The sequence below is a fragment of the Burkholderia sp. COPS genome, from assembly GCF_019425585.1.
Taxonomy (GTDB): domain Bacteria; phylum Pseudomonadota; class Gammaproteobacteria; order Burkholderiales; family Burkholderiaceae; genus Burkholderia; species Burkholderia cepacia.
Genome location: NZ_WIXR01000009.1, coordinates 1 through 21,552 on the forward strand (window position 1 = coordinate 1; position 21,552 = coordinate 21,552).

At 67.3% G+C, this 21,552-nt stretch carries 24 protein-coding genes; 12 read left to right on the top strand and 12 right to left on the bottom strand.

The window, feature by feature from the left end; genetic code table 11:
- Window positions 1–115: 115 nt before the first annotated feature.
- From potA to FOZ70_RS05880, 4 genes are all read right to left on the bottom strand, one after another.
- Window positions 116–1,237 (bottom strand): polyamine ABC transporter ATP-binding protein, encoded by a 1,122-nt coding sequence (gene potA / locus FOZ70_RS05865; RefSeq protein ID WP_226167724.1) that lies wholly within the window; start codon window positions 1,235–1,237, stop codon window positions 116–118.
- A gap of 511 nt (window positions 1,238–1,748) precedes the next feature.
- On the bottom strand, window positions 1,749–2,216 hold the full coding sequence (locus FOZ70_RS05870; protein ID WP_060049259.1) for a nucleoside deaminase: 468 nt from the start codon (window positions 2,214–2,216) through the stop codon (window positions 1,749–1,751).
- 110 nt (window positions 2,217–2,326) lie between these two features.
- Window positions 2,327–2,797, bottom strand: a complete 471-nt coding sequence (gene cynS, locus FOZ70_RS05875; protein WP_219705174.1) for a cyanase — start codon at window positions 2,795–2,797, stop codon at window positions 2,327–2,329.
- A gap of 30 nt (window positions 2,798–2,827) precedes the next feature.
- On the bottom strand, window positions 2,828–3,487 hold the full coding sequence (locus FOZ70_RS05880) for a carbonic anhydrase (protein WP_021160504.1): 660 nt from the start codon (window positions 3,485–3,487) through the stop codon (window positions 2,828–2,830).
- A gap of 113 nt (window positions 3,488–3,600) precedes the next feature.
- Here FOZ70_RS05880 and cynR point away from each other — a divergent pair, with 113 nt between their 5' ends.
- Window positions 3,601–4,497, top strand: a complete 897-nt coding sequence (gene cynR / locus FOZ70_RS05885; RefSeq protein WP_059621225.1) for a transcriptional regulator CynR — start codon at window positions 3,601–3,603, stop codon at window positions 4,495–4,497.
- 84 nt (window positions 4,498–4,581) lie between these two features.
- Window positions 4,582–5,037, top strand: a complete 456-nt coding sequence (locus FOZ70_RS05890) for a DUF3304 domain-containing protein (protein WP_021160506.1) — start codon at window positions 4,582–4,584, stop codon at window positions 5,035–5,037.
- A gap of 39 nt (window positions 5,038–5,076) precedes the next feature.
- Here FOZ70_RS05890 and FOZ70_RS05895 read toward each other — a convergent pair whose 3' ends face one another.
- On the bottom strand, window positions 5,077–5,280 hold the full coding sequence (locus FOZ70_RS05895; RefSeq protein ID WP_021160507.1) for a hypothetical protein: 204 nt from the start codon (window positions 5,278–5,280) through the stop codon (window positions 5,077–5,079).
- A 34-nt stretch (window positions 5,281–5,314) separates the two neighbouring features.
- Entirely contained in the window at window positions 5,315–6,646 is a 1,332-nt protein-coding gene (locus tag FOZ70_RS05900; RefSeq protein ID WP_219705176.1) for a DUF3422 domain-containing protein, read from the bottom strand.
- Window positions 6,647–6,807: 161 nt separating this feature from the next.
- Here FOZ70_RS05900 and FOZ70_RS05905 point away from each other — a divergent pair, with 161 nt between their 5' ends.
- Window positions 6,808–7,683, top strand: coding sequence for a LysR family transcriptional regulator (locus FOZ70_RS05905; protein WP_021160509.1), 876 nt, complete (start codon window positions 6,808–6,810; stop codon window positions 7,681–7,683).
- Here the strand turns inward: FOZ70_RS05905 and FOZ70_RS05910 are convergent, their stop codons facing one another.
- From FOZ70_RS05910 to FOZ70_RS05920, 3 genes are all read right to left on the bottom strand, one after another.
- Window positions 7,684–8,244, bottom strand: coding sequence for a hypothetical protein (locus tag FOZ70_RS05910; protein ID WP_059553713.1), 561 nt, complete (start codon window positions 8,242–8,244; stop codon window positions 7,684–7,686). It abuts the gene before it with no gap.
- A gap of 155 nt (window positions 8,245–8,399) precedes the next feature.
- Window positions 8,400–8,750 carry a hypothetical protein gene (locus tag FOZ70_RS05915; RefSeq protein WP_021160511.1) on the bottom strand — a complete coding sequence of 117 codons (351 nt, stop codon included), beginning with the start codon at window positions 8,748–8,750 and terminating at the stop codon, window positions 8,400–8,402.
- Between the two features lie 231 nt (window positions 8,751–8,981).
- Window positions 8,982–9,899 carry a LysR substrate-binding domain-containing protein gene (locus tag FOZ70_RS05920; RefSeq protein ID WP_027789893.1) on the bottom strand — a complete coding sequence of 306 codons (918 nt, stop codon included), beginning with the start codon at window positions 9,897–9,899 and terminating at the stop codon, window positions 8,982–8,984.
- A 326-nt stretch (window positions 9,900–10,225) separates the two neighbouring features.
- Here FOZ70_RS05920 and fae point away from each other — a divergent pair, with 326 nt between their 5' ends.
- The 4 genes from fae to FOZ70_RS05940 all read left to right on the top strand — a co-directional run bounded on the left by fae (window position 10,226) and on the right by FOZ70_RS05940 (window position 14,788).
- Window positions 10,226–10,750, top strand: a complete 525-nt coding sequence (fae, locus tag FOZ70_RS05925) for a formaldehyde-activating enzyme (protein ID WP_027789894.1) — start codon at window positions 10,226–10,228, stop codon at window positions 10,748–10,750.
- A gap of 41 nt (window positions 10,751–10,791) precedes the next feature.
- A complete protein-coding gene (locus FOZ70_RS05930) occupies window positions 10,792–11,814 on the top strand; it encodes an aldo/keto reductase (RefSeq protein ID WP_021160515.1) in 1,023 nt (340 codons plus the stop codon).
- Between the two features lie 22 nt (window positions 11,815–11,836).
- Window positions 11,837–13,288, top strand: coding sequence for an NAD-dependent succinate-semialdehyde dehydrogenase (locus FOZ70_RS05935; protein ID WP_059587175.1), 1,452 nt, complete (start codon window positions 11,837–11,839; stop codon window positions 13,286–13,288).
- Window positions 13,289–13,453: 165 nt separating this feature from the next.
- Window positions 13,454–14,788: an MFS transporter gene (locus tag FOZ70_RS05940; protein WP_258025570.1), complete on the top strand. Its 1,335-nt coding sequence runs from the start codon at window positions 13,454–13,456 to the stop codon at window positions 14,786–14,788.
- Between the two features lie 157 nt (window positions 14,789–14,945).
- Here FOZ70_RS05940 and FOZ70_RS05945 read toward each other — a convergent pair whose 3' ends face one another.
- Both FOZ70_RS05945 and FOZ70_RS05950 read right to left on the bottom strand, forming a co-directional pair.
- A complete protein-coding gene (locus FOZ70_RS05945) occupies window positions 14,946–15,245 on the bottom strand; it encodes a type II toxin-antitoxin system RelE/ParE family toxin (protein WP_048021583.1) in 300 nt (99 codons plus the stop codon).
- Window positions 15,242–15,499 carry a type II toxin-antitoxin system ParD family antitoxin gene (locus FOZ70_RS05950; RefSeq protein WP_048021519.1) on the bottom strand — a complete coding sequence of 86 codons (258 nt, stop codon included), beginning with the start codon at window positions 15,497–15,499 and terminating at the stop codon, window positions 15,242–15,244. Before FOZ70_RS05950 ends, FOZ70_RS05945 begins: the two co-directional genes overlap by 4 nt.
- Window positions 15,500–15,721: 222 nt before the next feature.
- Here FOZ70_RS05950 and FOZ70_RS05955 point away from each other — a divergent pair, with 222 nt between their 5' ends.
- The 3 genes from FOZ70_RS05955 to FOZ70_RS05965 all read left to right on the top strand — a co-directional run bounded on the left by FOZ70_RS05955 (window position 15,722) and on the right by FOZ70_RS05965 (window position 17,635).
- Window positions 15,722–16,441: a hypothetical protein gene (locus FOZ70_RS05955; RefSeq protein ID WP_063807164.1), complete on the top strand. Its 720-nt coding sequence runs from the start codon at window positions 15,722–15,724 to the stop codon at window positions 16,439–16,441.
- 106 nt (window positions 16,442–16,547) lie between these two features.
- Window positions 16,548–17,273, top strand: coding sequence for a hypothetical protein (locus FOZ70_RS05960; protein ID WP_219705179.1), 726 nt, complete (start codon window positions 16,548–16,550; stop codon window positions 17,271–17,273).
- A 98-nt stretch (window positions 17,274–17,371) separates the two neighbouring features.
- Window positions 17,372–17,635 carry a hypothetical protein gene (locus FOZ70_RS05965; protein ID WP_059621219.1) on the top strand — a complete coding sequence of 88 codons (264 nt, stop codon included), beginning with the start codon at window positions 17,372–17,374 and terminating at the stop codon, window positions 17,633–17,635.
- Window positions 17,636–17,723: 88 nt separating this feature from the next.
- Here the strand turns inward: FOZ70_RS05965 and FOZ70_RS05970 are convergent, their stop codons facing one another.
- A complete protein-coding gene (locus tag FOZ70_RS05970; RefSeq protein ID WP_219705181.1) occupies window positions 17,724–18,599 on the bottom strand; it encodes a LysR substrate-binding domain-containing protein in 876 nt (291 codons plus the stop codon).
- Window positions 18,600–18,838: 239 nt separating this feature from the next.
- Between FOZ70_RS05970 and FOZ70_RS05975 the strand changes: the two genes are divergently transcribed.
- Together FOZ70_RS05975 and aldA are read left to right on the top strand one after the other, a co-directional pair.
- Entirely contained in the window at window positions 18,839–19,777 is a 939-nt protein-coding gene (locus FOZ70_RS05975; protein WP_011356424.1) for a LysR substrate-binding domain-containing protein, read from the top strand.
- Window positions 19,778–20,123: 346 nt separating this feature from the next.
- Window positions 20,124–21,548: an aldehyde dehydrogenase gene (gene aldA, locus FOZ70_RS05980; protein ID WP_219705182.1), complete on the top strand. Its 1,425-nt coding sequence runs from the start codon at window positions 20,124–20,126 to the stop codon at window positions 21,546–21,548.
- Window positions 21,549–21,552 lie beyond the last annotated feature (4 nt).

Genomic DNA, 21,552 nt, shown 5'->3' on the forward strand with positions numbered 1-21,552 from the left:
GAAGCGCGACAGCATCGAGAAACGGCCCGGGCGCGCGCGGCCGGCGCCGGTGCTCGCGGCGCCGGCAGACACCGGTGCGGACGAAGTGGAAGCGGAGGTTCTCATCGTGGCGTCCTCACTGCGTCAGCACGACGCCGCTGGCCGGCGACCACGACACGAACACGTCGTCGTTCCACGCCGGCGCGTTGTCGTTCATCAGGTGCGAGCTCGACAGGTTCGACACCACCGTCTTGCCGCTCGGCAGGCGCACGTGGTACAGCGAGTAGCTGCCCATGTACGCGATGTCGGTCACGACGCCGCGTGCCCAGTTGTGCTTCGAACCGGGCTTTTCGCGCGACACGTGCACACGCTCCGGGCGCACCGAGATGCCGACCGGCATCCCGAGCGGGCCCGTCACGCCGTGGCTCACGTACATGCGCGCCTCGAGATCGTCGCTTTCGACGAAGATGTGGTCGGGTTCGTCCTCGACCACGCGTCCTTCGAACAGGTTGGTCGAGCCGATGAATTCGGCCGAGAAACGGCTGTTCGGGTATTCGTAGACTTCGCCGGGCGAGCCGATCTGCACGATCTTGCCTTCGCTCATCACCGCGAGGCGGCTCGCCATCGTCATCGCCTCTTCCTGGTCGTGCGTGACCATCACGCAGGTCACGTCGACCTTCTCGATGATGTTCACGAGTTCGAGCTGGGTCTTCTGGCGGATCTTCTTGTCGAGCGCGGACATCGGCTCGTCGAGCAGCAGCAGCTTCGGGCGCTTGACCAGCGAGCGCGCCAGCGCGACGCGCTGCTGCTGGCCGCCGGAGAGCTGATGCGGCTTGCGCTTCGCGTACTTGCTCATCTGCACGAGCGCGAGCGCGTCGGCCACGCGTTCCCGGATCTCGTTTTTCGGCGTGCCTTCCTGCTTCAGGCCGAACGCGACGTTCGATTCGACCGTCATGTGCGGGAACAGCGCGTACGACTGGAACATCATGTTGACCGGGCGGCGGTATGGCGGCAGCGACGCGAGGTCCTCGCCGTCGACGAAGATCTTGCCGGAGGTGGCCGTTTCCAGCCCGGCGAGCATGCGCAGCAGCGTCGACTTGCCGCAGCCGGAGCTGCCGAGCAGCGCGAACAGTTCGTTCTTCGCGATCGTCAGGTTCACGTTGTCGACGGCCGTGCTGTCGCCGAATTTCTTCACGACGTTTTCGATGCGGACGAACGTGTCGTTCGGCTCGAGCATGTGGGTCGTCGGTCGATGCATAGCATCAGGTGTACTGAATGAATCCCGTTTCATGATGGTCCGTTTCAAGCAGGTAAGCGAATCTCAGGCGTCACGCGCGACCGGCGGCAGTCGAGCCGTGCTGGCGGAGAGGGATCGAGCGATTCCTCATCCGGAATGAATGGCGCAACGAAACAGGTAGGGAAAACGCACGGCGATCGATGGCGATCAGTCGCGAACGACCGCGGCCACCCCGCTGGCTGTCATGAAGATTTCATCGGTTTTCATCGGGCTTTCCGCACGTTTCCGTCGTCTCCAGTGCGAATTTTTAAACCCGTCAAAAACCTTTTGGATCGCGGATTTCCGTTCCGGACATTGAACGGGATCGATGTTTGGGAAGGCGGGAAAACGGGGGCACGACCGGCTTCGCGCGGCAGCGCGGGCGCCCCGGCGGCACGGGCGCCGCCGGATGACACGGAAGACGAAACGGAGGGTGGGGAAAACGAGCAGCCGGGCGGCTGCAACGCGCGGCCTGGGCGCCGCGCGGGTCGCGTCACTTCGCGTTCAGTTCCTTCCAGCGCCGGTACACGTCGATCGCGCCGCCGTGCTTCTGCTGCACCATCGGCAACCGGCGTTCCTCGATCGGCTTCGCATATTCGGCATAGAACGTGTCGAGCTCGAAATACTTGCGGTCGTCGCGGTAGAACGGCGCATAGTCTTCGCGCGTCGTGATGTAGACCACGCGTTTCGGGCTGCAGTAGTACAGCGAGCCGAGGCACATCGGGCACGGGCTCGCGAGAATGTAGATCTCGCAGTCGGTCAGGTGCTCGGTGCCGAGCTTGCGGCACGCGTCGCGCACCGCGAGGATCTCGGCGTGCGCGGTCGGATCACAGGTCTGCGCGACGAGGTTCGGGCTCTCCGCGACGATCTCGCCGTCGCGGACGATCACCGTCGCGAACGGGCGGCCGCCCTCTTCCACGTTCTTCATCGCAAGATCGATCGTGCGTTTCACAAAATCCATGGCTGCGTCCTCGTTGAAACGGAATGGCGGGAACGTGCGGCGGCTTCAACCGGCCGATGCACGTCGGGCGGGAACCTGCGCGGCACCGCTGCCGCGGCGCCGCGCCGGCGTCAGAACGGCTTGGTCGGCAGGTACTTGCCGTCGAACGTGATCACCGCGCGCGAACCGCCTTCCGGATCGTCGACCTTCTTCACGTCGAGCCGGAAATTGATCGCGCTGATGATGCCGTCGCCGAACTTCTCGTGTACGAGTGCCTTCAACGTCGTGCCGTACACCTGCAGCATTTCGTAGAAGCGGTAAATCGTCGGGTCGGTCGGCACGCGATCGTCGATGCTGCCGCGCAGCGGGATCGTCTGCAGGAGCAGCACCGCGTCGTCGTCGAGGCCGAGCTTGTCGGCGACATTGCGCGCCGCATCGGCCGGCAGCGCATGCTGGCCGAGCAGCGCGGCCGTCACGAACGCTTCGCTCAGGCCCGTGCCTTCGGTGAGTTGCGCGAACGACAGGTTCTTGCGCGCCTTCGCGAGAACGACGGTCTCCGCGAGCGCGTGGCGGGCGGTCTGGCTGTGCTGGGACTGGATCATGGCAATTCCTCGTGGGTAGGTTGGAGCGATTCAGGCCGCGACGGGAAGCGTCGCGGGCATGGCGCGGACCTCGGGATGGTCCGCCAGGGAGACGAACCGGCCGGTCGCGCCGTCATGGGCGTCGATGCAGCCCGATTCGATGTCGTAGACCCAGCCGTGCAGCGCGAGCCGCCCTTCTTCGAGCGCGAGCCGCACGGCGGGGTGCGTCTTCAGGTTCGCCAGTTGCGCGACGACGTTCTCGCGCACCATCGAGTCGATCCGCTCGCGTTCGCTGCGATGCGTGCGCGCCTCGTTCACGACGCGCGCCGAATCGGCATAACGCAACCAGTGGCCGACGGCGGGCATGTGATCCATGCACTGGCAGGTGGCAATCGCGGTCATCGCGCCGCAATCGGAATGGCCGCAGATCACGACGTCGGTCACGCGCAGCGCGGCCACCGCGTATTCGACGGACGCCGACACGCCGCCCGGCTCGGGGCCGTACGACGGCACGATGTTGCCGGCATTGCGGATCACGAACAGGTCGCCCGGTTCGCGCTGCGTGACGAGTTCGGGCACGAGCCGGCTGTCCGAGCACGAGATGAACAGCGCGCGCGGATGCTGGCTGCGCGCGAGATCGCGGAACAGCGTGGCGCGCGCCGGATACGCGTCGCGCTGGAACTTCAGGAAGCCTTCGATGATGTCCTTCATCGCGTGTTCTCCGGTGCGGGTGGAATCGATGAAGAGCAGGTTACGCCGGGCTTCCAATAAGGTAAAAGACTGATTTATGATCCACCGGATAAGCAGGACTTATAGGAACCGCCATGCTGCTGCGCCATATCCACTACTTCCTGGCCGTCGCCGAGCATCGCAGCTTCACGCGCGCGGCCGCCGCGCTGCATGTGTCGCAGCCCGCGCTGTCCCAGCAGATCCGCCAGCTCGAGGAGACGCTCGGCGCGCAACTGTTCGACCGCACCGGGCGCGTGACGCGGCTGACCGACGCCGGCGACGTGTATTTCCGCTATGCGCGGCAGGCGCTGCACGATCTCGCGGAAGGCCGGCGCGCCATTCACGACGTGCAGGATCTCAGCCGCGGCTCGCTGCGCATCGCGGTCACGCCGACCTTCACGAGCTATCTCGTCGGGCCGCTGGTCGAGGCGTTTCACGGCCGCTATCCGGAGGTGTCGCTGTCGGTGCGCGAGATGTCGCAGGAACGCATCGAGGCGCTGCTCGTCGACGACGAGCTCGATGTCGGCATCGCGTTCGACGAGGTGCAGACGGCCGATATCGCAGCGGAACCGCTGCTGGTCGAAACGCTCGCGCTCGTCGTGAACCGCAGGCATGCGCTCGCCGGAAAACGCAAGGCCGGCCTGCGCGCGCTGCACGACGCGCCGCTCGTGCTGCTCACGGCCGAGTTCGCGACTCGCGTGCAGATCGACCGCTATTTCCGCGAACACGACGTGCGGCCGCGCGTGTCGATGGAAGCGAATTCGCTGGGGGCCGTGATCGAGATCGTGCGCCGCACGAACCTCGCGACGCTGCTGCCCGCGACGATCGCGAGCGGGCACGACGATCTCGTCGCCATCGCGCTCGATCCGGCCGTCCTGCGGCGCACGGCCGTGCTGCTGCAACGAAAGGGGGCATACCGGAGCGCGGCCGCGCGCGCGTTCGTCGAACTGGCGCTGGCGCATGGGGCGGGGCCCGTCAGGCGCGCGCGATGACCTCGGCCGCCGGGGCGCACGGCACGCGCGCTGGCGCTACCGGCGACCGATCGTGCCGCCGAACCGACTCACTGGAACACCGACATGCCGAACCTGCTACGCCGCCTGATACTCAACCCGGTTGCCGTCGCGGCATTGCTGGCGGGCGCGGCCTGGTGGATCCACGCACAAACGCGCGCCGACGGCCCGTATCGCGTCGTGGGATTCAACTACACCGATCGTGGTGTCTACAGTTTCGTGGTGGATGGCTTCGGCGCGGGCAGCGTGCACGCGCGCCAGTTCGGCGGCGGGGGCGGCACGATGTGCTGCATGAGCGTGCCGCGCGGCAAGAAGACCTGGCACGTCAGGATCACGTACGATCTGACGCCTGAAGAAGACGCCCGGAACCAGGCGCCCGACATCGTCGAAACCGACGTCGCCGTGCCGGCTTTGCCGAACCGGCGCGACGGTTATATCGAGTTTCACTTTCTACCCGGCCGCAAGATCGACGCCCGATGGGTGGCGTACCCGACGATGCCGCGCATGCGTGCCGCCGGGTAATCGGGAAGGGACTGCGCAGCCCACCCGCCCGGCACTGCGTCAGTTGTAACCGAGGATCGCCACCGCCGCGACGTCCGGCCGATCGATCGTATTCCCGACGAGCGACGTCATCGGCTCCTGCAGCACGGCCTGATATGACGTCACGCGCGCGGCCTCCGGCACGCCCGCGTCATCCGGTGCCGGTTCGTCGAACGCGGCATCGAAACCGCTGTAGAACTCCGGTTGCTTCTGCGAAAAAGTCATCTCCACTCCTTTACCTGATCAAGTTTTCGATGTTCTAACCGACCTGCTTCAACGCCGCCGCATGCACCGCCGCGCCGTCATGTGCGCCGTCATGCACGGCCTCCGATCGCGCCAGCTGCGCGCGCGTGCGCCGCGTGATGTGAATCACCGCGAACACGACAGGCGCGATCAGCAGGCCTTCCGCCAGTTCGGGATCGACCGGCAGGTTCATCACGTGCAGCGCCTTGAACGCCGCCGTCGCGAGCGACAGCACGTAGTACGAAATGGCGGCCACCGACAGCCCCTCGACCGCGTGCTGCAGATGCAACTGGTTGCGCGCGGTGCGCTCCATCCCGGCCAGCAAACGCGTCACGTCCTTTTCCTGCGCGAGGTTCACGCGCGTGCGCAGCAGGTCGACCGCCCGTGCGATCCGCGCGGCGATCTGTTCGTGGCGTGCCCATACGCTGCGACAGGTTTCCATCGCCGGCGCGAAACGCCGCTCCATGAATTCGGCGATCGTCGGCATCCCTTCGATGCGTTCCTCGCGCAACTCGTGGATGCGTGCCAGCACGAGCTTCTCGTACGCCCGCGACGCACTGAAGCGCGCGCCCGATCCCGACAGCGACTCGACCCGTACCGCCAGATGCGTGAGCTTGACGAGCAGCGCGGTGTCGTCGCCGTCGGCGCCGCTCGCGTCCATCCGCTGCATCAGCGCATGGAGCGCCGCGTGGATCTCGTCGAGCTCGCGGCTCATCCGGCGCGCGACGGGCAGCGCCAGCAGGGCCATCATCCGGTACGTCTCGATTTCATGCAGGCGCTGCAGCAGGCGGCCGCCCTGCTCCTCGCGGAAATCCTCGTCGACGACGAGAAAGCGCATGAAACCGTCGTCGCGCACATGCCAGTCGCAGAACACCTTGCCGCCGCCGAGCACGTTGCTGCCGACGAGCGCGGGCCCGTCGATCCAGCGGCGCAGGTCGCCGCAGACGAGCCGCGCGGCGTCGCCCGTGAGCAACTCCATGCGCACCGCGACGAAGCGGATGCCGGCGAGCCGCGCGAACCACGCGGCCGGAATGCCCTCGATCGCGAGATCGTCGAAATAACCGGTGTCGCGACGCGGCGCGACGAACGTGAAGGTCGAGAATTCGGTGTGGCGCTCCCACTTCAGGTGCCAGCCGCTCGGCGACTGCACCGCGTAGTGCGTCGCGCCTTCGTGCGGCGCGGCGATGCCGGTATCACGGCACAGCGCGTGCAGCAGCGTTTCGTGGATGTCGGGCTGGCCGTCCGCGTAGATCGCGTAATGCGTGAGCGACACGGCTTCGGCGAGCCGCAGGAACGGCCGGGCATGTAATTCCGCGGCCAACGCGGCGCGCAACGGATGGTCCATCATCGATACACCACGCTTCCCTGTTCAGTCCCGCACGCCGGATCGTCCGGCCCGAATGCCGCGCCGCCCTCGGGCGAAACGTCAGCGTGATCGCACTATGGCAGACACACAGCAACAATAAAAACGCATAATGCTGATCGTTACGTTCAGTTTTCCTGATACCCATGAAGATGCTCGATCACGACGTGCTGGCCACCGTCGTCGCCGTCGCGGAGACCGGCAACATGACCCGCGCGGCCGAGGCCGTGAACCGTTCGCAGTCGGCCGTGAGCATGCAGATCAAGAGCCTGGAAGACGCGATCGGGCGGCCGCTGTTCGTGCGCAAGCCGCGCAGCATCGTGCTGACGCGTGAAGGTGAGGTGCTGCTGGGATTCGCCAGACGAATGCTGGCGCTGCGCGACGAGGCGTGGGCGGCCGTGGTGCGGCCGGAAGTGACCGGCAAGGTCGTGATCGGCGTGCCGGACGACTATGCGTCGTCGCTGCTGCCGTCGGTGCTGAAGAAGTTCTCGGCGACCTACCCGAAGGTCGAGATCCAGGTGATGGGGCTGCCGAGCAGCGCGCTCGCGCCGCTGATCAAGGAAGGCACCGTCGATCTCGTCTGCGGCACGCGCATCAAGGGGCTGTCCGGCGACTTCATCCGCCACGAGCCGATGGCGTGGGCCGCGATGACGAACGGGCCGCGCGTGTGGGAAGAGCGGCCGCTGCCGATCGCCGTGTTCATGCCGGGCAGCGTCGCGCGCGAGAACGCGATCCGCAGCCTCGAACGCGCGAAGGTGCCGTACCGTACCTCGTATGAAAGCCCGAGCCTGCTCGGGCTGCTCAGCATGGTCGAGGCCGGCCTCGCGGTCGCGCCGCTCGCGCGCTGCGCGATACCCGCGCAACTGTCGATGCTCGGCCGCGCGCACGGGCTGCCCGACCTGCCGCCGCTCGAACTGATCCTCGCGCGCAGCACGAAATCGAAGCGGCCGCCGTGCGACTTTCTCGCGGAGCAGTTGATGGAAGACCTGCAGCGTCAGACCGGGCAGACCGGCGACGCGTGATCAGCGCATCGCGCCGAAACCGGCCGCGCCCAGTGCCGCGTTGACGTTCGCGGCCACCCGATCGACGAGCGCCTCCAGCGTATCGCCGCATACCTGCGTGTGTTCCGGCGCGACGTGCTCCGCGCGTTGCCAGCCCCACTGCGCGCCCGACGTGACCGACAGCGTCGCGCCGAAGCGGTTGCCGTGGCGGCGGCCGAAGGTGCTCACGCGCCGCCCGGCCACGTAGTCCTGTTCGGGCAGACAGAGCCGGATCTCGACCGCGACCTGGTCGCGATCGTTGACGCGCGCGGCCGGGCTGACCGTCGCTGCGAACACCTTGCCGATCCGCCAGGTCACGAAGCGCTCCCAGGCTGCAAGCGGCCCGCCGGCCGCGTCGACCCGCTCGGTGTCCACCGACCACTGATGCCGGTCGGGCACGACGATCGCCTGATGCAACAGCATTTCGGCCACGCGCACCGTCGTCACGAGCTGACGCTCGAGTTGCTGGCCCGACGGCAGCGACGCCGTCCGTAACCGGACGCTCGCCGGCCGCACGACAGGGACTGCTTCCAATAGATCCATGACTCCTCCGCATGCATGATCGGCACCGCGCACGCAGCATCGCGCGCCTGTCCGCCGCCTGACGGCGGACGGCACGGCGACCGGCGACCGGGCGGCGGATCGGACAAGCCATCAAGGAACGAACCACCATCCACGAGCAACAGCCGTTCCCGGCTTCACCGTGCCGTCGGCCCCACGCGCAACCGGCGCGCGACCGGCCCGATCACCGCATCGGCCTGCTGCGCGATCAGCATGCGCAGCGTGAAATCCAGGTCTTCCGGCGCGATGTCGAAGTGCACGTGGACCACGTCGCGCACGGCACGCGCGCCGACGACGTACACGCCGAGCGGGGAATGCAGCAGCGCCGCGAGCCGCGCGTGCGCGTGTTCTCCGGAGTCGGCCGTCAGCGTGACGGGCAACTGCAGGCGCGGGCGCGGCGGCGGGAACGGAATGACGTTGTCGGGTGCCCCGGCGCGCAACTGGCGGCCGGCGACATCGAAGGCGGGAACGGGATGAATGAAGGTCATGGAGCGGACGGAAGCCGTCTCGGCTGTTCGACACGTCCCCAGCTTAGAAGAGACCGCATAAACGTCGTGCAAAAAAACGGGCCGTCCGTGCAAAAAACGGCACGGGGGACACAACACGTCAATGACCAGTGGCCAGCGGCTGGCCGCCGGCCGTGCAGTCGCGATGCGCGCGCCGCGACCGCACGCCAGCCGCCACGATTCGCGCCATCACGCCGTGCGTCGGCCGCCGCGCTACGCGAACGCTTCGAGCGACGCACGCCGCCGCTCGTCGACCATCGATTCGATCAGCGACACCAGATCGTCGGTCAGCGGATCGCAGATGCCCGGCGAGCGATGCAGTTCGAGATCGGCCGCCGGCAGCAGCGGCAGCCCGTCCGTCTCGTCGAGCACGCGCCAGTTCTCGGGCAGCGTGCAGCGGTCGATCATCGTCACGGCCGCGCCGTGGTTCACCGCGATCTTGATGCCGGTCGGGCTCTGGCTCGTATAGACGACGTGATACGGCCGCCCGGCCGTCGCGAGCGCCTGCAGCCCGCGCTGCCGGTAGCAGCACGTCTCCGGAAACAGCGCGAGCGGCACCGACGCCTGCGGGCCGAGCACGAAATCGCGGTGCGCGGCCCACACGACATCGTGCCGGCCGAGCAGCCGCCCGCCCGCGTTCGGCCCGTGCCGCACGACGAGCGCGACGTCGAGCTCGCCGGCCTGCAGCCGTTCGAGCAGTTCGAGCGACGTGCGGCAATGCACGTGAAAGCGCGCGCCCGGCCGCATCGCATAAAACGACTTCAGCAGGTCGGGCAGCCACAGCTCCGCGTAGTCCTCCGGCAGCCCGAAGCGCACGACGCCACGATCGCTGCTCGCCTGCTTCAGCGCGAGGATCGCGTCGTTCTGCACCTGGATGATGCGGCGCGCATGGATCAGGAAATTCTCGCCGTCGCGTGACAGTTCGAGCCGTCGGCTGTTGCGCATGAACAGATGCGTGTCGAGCCGCTCCTCGAGCGTGCGGATGCGCAGGCTGATCGTCGACTGCGTGCGATGCAGTTGCCGGGCCGCCGCGGTGAAACCGCCGCTCTCGACCACGGCGACGAATGCCCGGATCAGTTCCGGATCGAGCGAACTGAGCTTCGACCAATCGGGCCTTTGAATGGCAGCCATCGGAATTACTCGCTTTCGAAAAAAGAAGGGAAGACGAAAGATAGGGCTCGGAGTACGCCGATTGTTGTCCGGATGCGCCCGGCCCTCCAACCCCTGCCCGGGTATGACAAACCCGGAGCCGGTACGCGAATGCCCACCCGCCGATCCCGCCCCGCCCGCCGTCACGACACCGGCCGAGGCCCGCCCGGCGGGCGTCCGCGTGACGGGCCAAGGGCTTTCCCGGAGACGACGAAAACTCATAGCCCGATCAGGAAACATCGATTCACCGGCCGCGCCGCGGCCCACCACAATCGCCTCACACCCAACCTCATCGACGAGACATCGCAATGACCGCATCCCAACCCAGGCAGCTTTACATCGGCGAAGGCTTCGAAGGCCCCGGCGTCAACCTCGCGCACATCAACGTGCTGGTCGGCCCGCGCAACGGCCCCGCGGGCCAGGCGTTCGCCACGGCCCTCGCGACGCCGTCGGCCGGCCATGCGCCGTTCGTCGTGATCGCGCAGCCGGGCGTGCCGACCAAGCCGCTCACGCTGTACGTCAACAAGGCGCAGATCGCCGGCGATTTCCACGGCAACGCCACGTGGGGCGCGTCGCAGGCCGGCATCGCGAAGGCCGTCGCCGAAGCGCTCGAGAACGGCACGCTGCCGCCCGAAGCGGAGAACGACTGGGTCGTCGTGTCGGCGAACTGGGTGAACCCGCAGACCGACGATCTCGATGCCGTGTTCGAGAACAACTATCGCGCGTGCCGCACCGCGATCGTCGCCGCGATGGAAGGGCTGCCGCATCGCGACGCGGTATTCGCCGCCGCGCGCGACGTGTCGAACCCGTTCTACACCCCGAAGAAAAACTGAAGACGACAAGCGGCCGACACAAGGCCGCACCTGGAGGAAGCATGGAATACGTCCGCCTCGGCCAGTCCGGCCTGAAGGTGTCCCGCCTGTGTCTCGGCACGATGAACATGGGCACCCCCGACTGGAAACCCTGGATCTTCGACGAAGCGCAGAGCGAGCCGATCGTGCGCCGCGCGCTCGACGCCGGCGTCAACTTCATCGATCTCGCCGATTTCTATTCGACGGGCGTCGGCGAGGAAGTGGTCGGCCGCATCCTGAAGCGCAACGCGCGCCGCGAGGAGCTCGTCGTGACGACCAAGGTCGGCTACGACATGGGCAGCTACCCGAACGCGGGCGGCCATTCGCGCAAGCACGTGCTCGACGGCATCGACGCTTCGCTGAAGCGGCTCGGGATGGATTACGTCGACATCTTCATGCTGCACTTCTTCGACGTGAACACGCCCGTCGAGGAAACGATGAGCGCGCTGCACGACATCGTGCGCGCGGGCAAGGCGCGTTATATCGGCGTATCGACGATGTACACGTGGCAGTTCGCGAAAATCATGCAGGCCTGCGAACGACACGGCTGGGACAAGCCGATCAACATGCAGCTGCAGCTGAACCTCGCGTATCGCGAGGAGGAACGCGAGATGGTGCCGTACTGCATCGACCAGGGCGTCGGCGTGTCGGTGTTCAGCCCGCTCGCGCGCGGCCTGCTGACCTGCGAGCCGCAATCGACGCGCAACCAGACCGACTTCTTCACCGCGCAGATGTACGGCGATGCCTCATCGCTCGCGATCGCGGAATCGGTCGCGAAGGTCGCGAAGCGCCGCGGCGTGCCGCCCGCGCAGATCGCGCAGGCGTGGGTGCTGAGCCGCCCCGGCGTCGCGAGCATGCTGGTCGGCGCGGATTCCGTCGCGCAGTTCGACAGTGCGCTCGGCGCGCTCGAGACGCAGCTCACCGAAGAGGAATTGCACGAACTGGAGCGCAACTACACGCCGTGCGACCTGATCAACGACTACACGGCCGGCAAGCGCATCGCGCGCGCGTCGCGTCCGGCGCAAGGCAGTTTCGCGACGGACTGAGGCCCTGAAGGAACGACACACGATGAACGAATTTCTGAGGACCGGCCATTACATCGGCGGTGAATGGCACGAACCGCATGGCGCGAGCGATGCAACTTATCCGGTGCTGAACCCCGCGACCGGCGAGACGATCGCGAAAGTCGCGAAAGGCGGCGCCGACGACACGCAGCGCGCCATCGACGCAGCCGCGCACGCGTTCCCCGCGTGGCGCGCACTGACCGCGAAGGAACGCGGCGCACGCGTGAAGCGCTGGGGCGAACTGATGCTCGAACATCGCGACGCGCTCGCCGAGCTGCTGACGCGCGAGCAAGGCAAGCCGCTCGCGGAAGCGCGCGGCGAAGTCGCGTACGCGGCGAGCTTTCTCGAATGGTTCGCGGAAGAAGCGAAGCGCATGTACGGAGACGTGATCCCGAGCCCGAAACCGGATGCGCAGATCGTCGTCACGCGCGAGCCGGTCGGCGTCGTCGCGGCGATCACGCCGTGGAATTTCCCGCTCGCGATGATCACGCGCAAGGCCGGCCCCGCGCTCGCGGCCGGCTGCACGATGGTGCTGAAGCCGTCCGAGGAAACGCCGCTGTCGGCGTTCGCGCTCGCGGTGCTCGCCGAGCGTGCGGGCGTGCCGGCCGGCGTGTTCAACGTCGTGTCCGGCGACGCGGTCGCGATCGGCGAGACGCTGACGAGTTCGCCCGTCGTGCGCAAGCTGTCGTTCACGGGCTCGACGCGGGTCGGCAAGCTGCTCGCGAAGCAGTCGGCCGACACGCTGAAGAAGCTGTCGCTCGAACTCGGCGGCAACGCGCCGTTCATCGTGTTCGACGATGCCGATCTCGATGCGGCGGTCGCGGGCGCGATCGCGTCGAAGTTCCGCAACACGGGCCAGACCTGCGTGTGCGTGAACCGCTTTCTCGTGCAGGACGGCGTGTACGACGCATTCACGCGAAAGCTCGCGGACGCCGTGCGCACGCTGCGCGTCGGCAACGCGCTCGCGGGTGAGGTCGACCAGGGGCCGCTGATCAACGAAGCGGCGCTCGGCAAGGTCGAGCGGCACGTGGCCGATGCGGTCGCGAAGGGTGCACACACGCTCACCGGCGGCAAGCGTCACGTGCTCGGCGGCACGTTCTACGAGCCGACCGTGCTGACCGGCATGACGGCCGACATGCTGATCGCCGAAGAGGAAACCTTCGGCCCCGTCGCCGGCTGCTTCCGCTTCACGACCGAGGAAGAGGCCGTCGCCGCGGCCAACGATACGCCGTTCGGGCTGTCCGCGTACTTCTATACGCGCGATCTCGGCCGCGCGTGGCGCGTGTCGGGTGCGCTGGAAAGCGGAATGGTCGGCGTCAACGACGGGATCATCTCGACCGAAGTCGCGCCGTTCGGCGGCGTCAAGCAATCGGGGCTCGGCCGCGAAGGCTCGAAGTACGGCCTCGACGAATACGTGGAACTCAAGTACACGCTGATGGCCGGCCTCGGCCGCTGACCGCTCCCCGCGGTCGACCCGCGCCGCGCGCCGCCCGGCCGCGCGGCGCCTTTCACGGCGCTCGCGGCGCAGCGCCGCGCCGCCTGCGCGCGCCGCCGCGCGCCAGATAACAATCCAGGAGGCAGCTTGACCCAAGCCAACGTTCAATCCGGCACCGCGCGCGCGTTGCCGCTGTCGCGTGGCGCCGATGCGCCGCGCCGCCCCGTCGCGCTCGACGACGTGCCGCTCAACCGTTTCCACGTGAAGATCGCCGGCCTGACGTTCGGCGCGCATTTCACCGAAGGCTACACGCTCGGCACGATCGGCTACGCGCTCGCCGCGCTCGGCAGGCAGATGCCGATCGACGCGTTCTGGATGGGGATGATCGGCAGCTCGGCGCTGATCGGCATCTTCTTCGGCAGCCTCGTGTTCGGTTGGCTGTCCGACCGGATGGGCCGGCAGAAGATCTTCCTGACGAGCTTCGTGATCATCACGGCGGCCGCGTTCGCGCAGTTCTTCGTCACGTCGCCGCTCGAACTGTGCGTACTGCGCGTGCTGATCGGCTTCGGGATGGGCGGCGATTTCACCGTCGGCCACGCGATCCTCGCCGAATTCTCGCCGCGCAAGCATCGCGGCGCGCTGCTCGGCTCGTTCAGCGTGATCTGGACGATCGGCTATGTCGCCGCGAATGTGCTCGGCCTTGCGTACGGCGACGCCACGCCCGACGCATGGCGCTGGCTGCTCGCATCGGCTGCCTTGCCTGCGCTGATCGTGCTGGTCCTGCGAATCGGTACACCCGAATCGCCGCGCTGGCTGCTCGGCAAGGGCCGCGTGCAGGAAGCACGCGCGATCGTCGCGAAGCATTTCGGGCCGCACGTGATGCTCGACGGCTCGGCCGAACCGCATGCGAATGCCGGCTTCGCGCGGCTGTTCCAGCGTGACCTGATCCGCCGCACGCTTTTCAACTGTGCGTTCTTCGTGTGCCTCGTGATTCCGTATTTCGCGATCTACACGTTCCTGCCGACGATCCTGAAGACGATCGGCCTCGCCGAGGGCTTCGGTGCGGATTTGCTGCTGAACGCGTTCCTCGTGCTGGGCGCGCTGATCGGCATCTGGCTGACGATCCGGCTGTCGCGACGCGGTTTCCTGATCGGTTCGTTCGCGGTGACGTGCGCGTCGCTCGTCGCGCTCGCGGTGCTGCCGTCGTCGGCGGCCGTCGCGATGATCGTCGCGTTCGCGATCTTCACGCTGACGATGTCGGCGTTCAGCAACCTCGTCGGCGTGTTCCCGCCCGAGTGCTTCCCGACCGAAGTCCGCGCGAGCGGCGTGGGTCTCGCGATCGCGTGCAGCCGGCTCGGTTCGGCGATCGGCACGTTCCTGCTGCCGGCCGGCATCGCGACGCTCGGCTTTCACGCGACGATGTTCGCGCTCGCGGGCGTGCTGCTGGTGGGGATGATCGTGTCGATCGCGTGGGCGCCGGAGACGAAGCATCTGACGCTGGAGGAGGCGTCGGGGCATTGACGCGGGAGGCGGGCTGCGTGCCCGCCTGCTTCGTCACGCTCGAGGCTTTCGCTTCGACTCGCCGCCGATGCGCGCCGGCGGTGCTGATCGCGATTCGAACGAACCCGGCCTTGGCCGGGTTCGCGCATTCCGGGCGCGATGCAGTGCGCGCGTTCGTTCAGAACAGAATCGACGCGTAGTCCCGCGCGCCGTGCAGGATGTGAAGAATGTCGATCCGCGCCGGCGGATCACCGACGACCCGATAGAAGATCTGGTAGTTGCCGTGCACGCGGTGCCGCACGCCGTGACGCTCGAAGCGCGGCACCAGTGGAAACGCGAGCGGCATCGCGGCCAGCCCCAAACACTTGTCGCGAATCTCCTGCACGAACGTCACGGCGCGTTGCGGGTTGTCGCGTGCGATGTAATCGGCGACCGCTTCGAGTTCGTCAATCGCAAAATCGGACAGGCGCACGATCAGGCCTGCCGATCCGCCTGCGCCCGATACTTCGCCTCGAGACGATCGAAGACTTCCGCCGCCTCGGCGCCGCGTCCTGCTTCCGCATCGGCCAGGCTGCGCGCGATCACCGCGTCCAGCGCATTCAGTTGCGCCTCGCGATCCTGGATCAGGCGCACGCCTTCGCGCAGCACTTCGCTCTTGGATCCGTAGCGCCCCGATTCGACCAGCTTCGCGACATAAGCCTCCAGTTGCTGGCCCAGTTCCGCACTGATCATGTCGACCTCCCGACCGGATTGAATTCGATCCGCCGAGCGTACCCCGGTTATCAACTATTATCAAGAAGACACGCTCCGGACGGACCGGCACGAACACTTTCACGGCCGATCGGGTGAATGGACGGAACGGGATTCAGGCAGGCTGCGGCGGCGCCGGCATTCATCCGGGTTTCGCCTTCACTCGTGTAGCCTTGCCGAACGACCACCATGCGGACACCGATCATGATTGAAGACATCGTCACGCCACAACCCGGCCTGAAGGTCTACCCGCCGGACACCGACGTCTTTGCCGAGCCCGATGCCGCACTCGCGCGCCATCTGCATCCGCTCGTGTCGATCGACCTGGCGACGGTCGATCCGTCGTGGCAGGGCTGGATCCACCTGCTCAGCCCGGTCGAACCTTATGACGGGCTCGTCGGGCAGGACACGGCCGCGTACCACAACGACTATCTTCGCGCGAACTGGATCGGGTTCCGGCTCGACGATAACAACCGCTACACGCTGCTCGGCGACCCGCGCTACTTCTATCTGGAAAACCCGCCCGCCCCGCGCGACGCAGCCTATCGCAAGGAACTGGAGGCGCATTACGCCGAGCAACAGGCCAGCATCGAAGCCGCGCGCAAGCGGTTCGCCGAATACGGCGTGCTCTACTCGTCCAACCGGTACGCGCCGGACGAGCGCGATTTCAGCCGGGAAAAGCCGTGCAATCTCGTCGACCAGCTTGGCGGATCGGTCGGCTGGGGCAACTGGTCGGGCACGTCGGATTTCCCGGTCGACGACAGCGATCCGGACGACATCCGGCCGATCGGCCCCGACGGTGCGCGCTTTCGCTTCGTCGCCGGCGTGACCGGATGGGAATATCGCGCGGCGGGCGCCGACTGGATTCTCCTGTTTTACGAACCGGTCAGCCGCGTGGCGCTGCTGACGTTCGACTGGTCGTAAGGCGGGCGGGACGGCAGGCGTTCCGCCTCGCGGTTGGCCGTTCGGCGGACTCTGCACGGCGGATTCGCGGCGATATGCTGGGGTTTTCCGCTTTTCGACCGCAACCATGCCCGCCCGCCTTGCCGACCTCAGCCATGTCCTGCCGTACGAGACGACGTACTTCGACGATCGGCTCGCGGTCGAACGAAACGGCCTGGATATTTCCGCGTTGCTGGGGGTGGACGGTCACGTTCCCGACGCGTTGCTCGTCGCGTTATGCGGCGCGCCGTCCGGCTCCGACATTCAGGCCTATCTCGACAGCGCCGGCAAGTTGACGTTCGCCGTCACCCATCCGACGCTGATTCGATCCGAAAACCGGATATCGGTATTCCGAACCGTTGATACGCGAGTGCTTGAACTCCGTGCAATCGATCTGGCCGACGGCGCGGTCGCCGGACTCGGCGCGGCAATGCTCTGGAGAATCGTTCGAGCGTGTGATACGTTGGACATCGCCCGGATCAGTGCCTTGGCGATGGGTGGCCGCAAATCGCCGCCGGAACCCGGCGGGCCCCGGCTCCATGGATACTACGCATGGCCGAGGTTCGGTTTCGATGCGCCCATTCCGGGCGCGCATGCGGATGAAGCAGCCCTGTTCCAGTATTTCCAGGGATATCCGGTCGGGTTGGCCGACGGGTCGCTTCGATCCCTGCGCACGCTTTATGCGACCCGGGTTGGGCGAGACTTCTGGCGAGTCGCCGGCTCGCATCGGTGGATGACATTCGACGTTACGCCGCATGGTGCATCCGTGCTGACACTGCAGGATTACTTGATCGAGAAGGGGATTTACGGATGACGGGAAAGCACGGCCGAATCGCCGGATTCCACGTTGCGCGGCCTTCGGCGGCACGCAGTCGCACAACGAGCGGGAATCGTGTCGTCCGGCGCGCAGAAATGAGACGGCTCCTTGAAGAATTCCTCGCGAGCGAACTCCGTCGCAGTCTCGCGCGTACGTCCGCCGTCGAGCTGGCCGCACCGCCGGCCGGCGCGTCGGCGCCGCCGCCGAGAGCCGTCTTCAACGTGGGACGCATCGATCCGTCGAAGTCCACGTTGCCCATCATCTCGGAAGCCGAAGCCAAAGCTATCGGGGGCCGGGAAACGTTCATGCACTTCGGTCTGGATCCCGATCTGTACACCGCGACGTGTGACACTCTCTGACAGATCGGAATGGGAGGATCGGTGCGTGAACGATCGACGTGCGTCGTCGTGATCGACGCGCGCATCGCAATCCCCCCGTCCGCGCCCCCTACCCCTTCCGCCCCACCTGCTCCCGCAACCACGCGGCAAACGCAAGCACGTGCTCGACCGCGACACTCTCCGGCTCGACATCGAGCCAATAGCCGAACGGCCCGATCGGCTGCACCGGCGACAGCCGCACGAGGCTGCCTTCGGCGATCTCCTCCTCGATCATGTTCAGGTCGACCACCGCGAGCCCTGCCCCCTTGCGCGCCGCGCGGATCGCCTGTTCGAGCGTGGAAAACTCGATGCCGTCGCCGATCCGCGCCACCGGCACGCCCGCCTGCTCGCACCAGTCGGCCCACAGCGTCAGGCGCTTGCCTTCGTGCAGCACATGCAGCGACGGCAGCCGGCCGAGCAGCACGTCGAGCGCATCGCCGCGATAACGCGGCGCACCGACGAGCGCATGCCGCTCCATCATCAGCAGCTCCGACTGCATCCCGGCGCGCGACGCGCGCCCGAAGCGGATGTGGCAATGGCAATCGTCGGCCGGCTCGGTGCGGATCGACAGCTCGACGTCGGGCAGCGTCTCCGCGAGCGTGCCGAGCCGCGGCGAGAACCACTGCGTCGCGAACGTCGGCGGCAGCGACACCGTCAGGCGCCGCTTCGCACCCGGACGCGTGGCGGCGACTTCGTCGACGCCGCGCTCGATCGTGTCGAACGCCTGCCCGATGAACGGCAGCAAGCGCTGGCCGGCCTCGGTCAGGCGCACGCCCTTGTGATCGCGCTCGAACAGCCGCGCGCCGAGCGCTTCCTCGAGCAGCCGGATCTGCCGGCTCACCGCCCCCTGGGTCACGCACAGCGAAACCGCCGCACGGTTGAAGCTCAGGTGACGCGCGGTCTCCTCGAAAAATCGCAGCGCGATCAACGATGGCAGGCGTCGCATGATGTGTGTCCCCTTCGTTCGTATCGTTCGTATCTTTAGTGTCGTTCGTGCCGTTGCCGGCCGTCACCGCCGTCCATCCCGCGTGCCGCCCGATCACAACCGTGCGCGACAGCCGCCGCGCCGTAAAACCCCCGAGGGCCCGCCCCCTCGTTCGCCTCCATTCATCGTCCCCGCGCCCGCGCCGCCCGCCTACAATAAGCATCCCGCACCAAACACGACACCGCCCCGTGAGACGCAAGATGCCGGCGCTGAACGCGCTGAAAGCCTTCGAGATGGCCGGCCGCACAGGCAGCTTCACGCGCGCGGCCGAACTGCTCAACGTAACGCAGAGCGCGGTGAGCCGCCAGGTTCGCCAGCTCGAGGGCCAGCTCGGCGAAACCCTGCTCGAGCGGCGTCATCACCAGCTCGAACTGACGGCGGCCGGCCGCGTGCTGCTGCGCGCACTGCAGCAATCGTTCGACAAGATCGAGCTGACCGTACGCAGCCTGCAGGAAAAAACCCACCTGAACCGCCTGCGCGCGAACGTGCCGCCCACCTTCGCCGCGCGCTGGCTGATGCCGCGGCTCGGCCGGCTGCGCGACGCGCATCCCGAATTCGAGCTGAGCCTCACGACCCGCATTCACGACAGTCTCGGCGAATCGCGCGTGCTCGACTGCGCAATCCGCTTCGGCGACGGCGAATGGGACGGCTTCGACAACGCACTGCTGATGCAGGAGCAGCATATCGCCGTCTGCGCACCCGCGCTGTATGCGCGGCTGCGACAGGACGGCGCGCCGATCGACCTGAACCGCTTCACGCTGCTGCACGTGCTCGCCACCGACGACCAGCGCTACCTGACCTGGCAGCACTGGCTGAAGGCCGCCGGCATCGCCGACGTCGACACGCGCGGCGGCTACGAATTCGACCTGCTCGACCACGCGATCCGCGCGGCGATCGACGGCCTCGGGATCACGATCGCCGATCGCCACATGGTCGCGCGCGAACTGGCGACCGGGCAGCTGATGCAGGTGCTCAACGTGCACGTCGACGGCCATCAGTCGTACTGGTTCGTCACGCGGCCCGAACAGACGAACCTGCCGCACATCGTCCAGTTCCGCGACTGGCTGCAGCAGGAAGTGTGGCTCGCGAAGCGCCACCTCGAACCGTCGTCGCCGCTTCCGCAAGTGCCGCTGGCCTGACACGCGATCCGCCTCCCGCCGCCGACCGCTGGCCGCTGGCCGCTGACCGCCGGCCGCCGGCCGCCAACCGCGGGCGACACCTTACCGGCTCCCGCACAGGTCCGCACGCTGAGCGGTCGAAAATACGACAGGGCCGCCGCCCGCGCTCCATCCCGCCACCACCGCAGCAGCCTTGCCGGACGGCCGACTCCGGCCGATTCGCCGAGTAACGTGCGTTTTTCTCATGCCCGGCACGAAAATAAGTCGTTTGTCGTGCGCTAAACGCATGAAGAGAATGGCCTCTGTCCCGTGCCGCGCGTGTCGCCACCCGAAGCGATCCGCCTGCATTCATCGGAGGAGTCACTTCATGCGCACCGAACGCAATTACGTGAACGGCCGTTTCGTCGCCCCGGAAAGCGACGCGTTCATCGTCGTCCACAATCCCGCCACCGAGGCGCCGTTCGCGCGCGTGCCGGCCGCGACGCCGGCCGACGCACTCGCCGCCGTCGACGCCGCGGCCGCCGCGCAGAAGGTGTGGCGCAAGCTGCCGAGCGCCGAGCGCGCCGCGTACCTGCACCGCTTCGCCGACGCGCTGACCGCGCGTGCACCCGAAATCGGCGCGGCGCTCGCGCAGGAATCCGGCAAGAGCGTCGAGGACGCGTCGAACGAAGCCGTCTACGCGGGCCAGATCACGCGCTATCACGCCGAGTGGGCACGCCGGATCGAGGGCGAGATCATCCCGAGCGACACGCCCGACGAAAACCTGTTCCTGCAGCGCGAGCCGATCGGCGTCGTCGCGTGCCTGATCCCGTTCAACTATCCCGTCTACACGCTGCTGCGCAAGGTCGCGCCCGCGCTGATCGCCGGCAACACCGTGGTCGTGCGGCCGAGCAACCACACGCCTGTGTCCGCGTTCGAGATCGCGAAGGCGGCCGACGAGGCGGGCTTCCCGCCGGGCGTCGTCAACATCCTGACGATGGATCACGCGACGGCCGAAGCGCTGTGCACGCACCCGGCAGTCGGGATGATCACGCTGACCGGCAGCGTGAACGCCGGCCGCAAGGTGCTCGATTACTGCAAGGCGAACATCGCGAAGCCGTCGCTCGAACTCGGCGGCAAGACGCCCGCGATCATCGAGCCCGACGCCGATCTCGAACGCGCGGCCGCTGCACTCGTCGCGTCGAAGACGACTCATTGCGGCCAGCTCTGCACGGCGATCGAGCGCGTGTACGTGCACGACAGCGTGCACGACCGTTTCGTCGCACTGCTGAAGGAGAAGATGGCGGCCGTACGCATCGGCGACCGGGCGGAGGACGCCACGCGGATGGGCCCGCTCGTCAGCGCATCGGCACGCGCGCACATCCACGGGATGGTCGAACGCGCGATCGCGGCAGGCGCGACGCTCGAAACCGGCGGCGCGATCCCCGACGGCCCCGGCTTCTTCTACCCGGCCACGCTGCTCACCGGCGTGCGGCAGGACATGGAGATCGTGCGGGAGGAGACCTTCGGCCCGATCATGCCGGTGCTGCGCTACGCGACGATCGACGAAGCGATCGCGCAGGCGAACGACCACCAGTTCGGCCTGTCGTCGGTGCTCTACACCGAGCACTACCGCACCGCGATGACCGTCGCGAACGCGATCGAAGCCGGCGAACTGTACGTGAATCGCACGCCGGCCGATCCGTACCAGGGCTTCCACGCCGGCTGGAAACGTTCGGGCCTCGGCGGCGACGACGGCAAGCACGGGATGCTCGAATTCACGCAGACGCGCCTCGTCGTCATGAAGTACTGACACC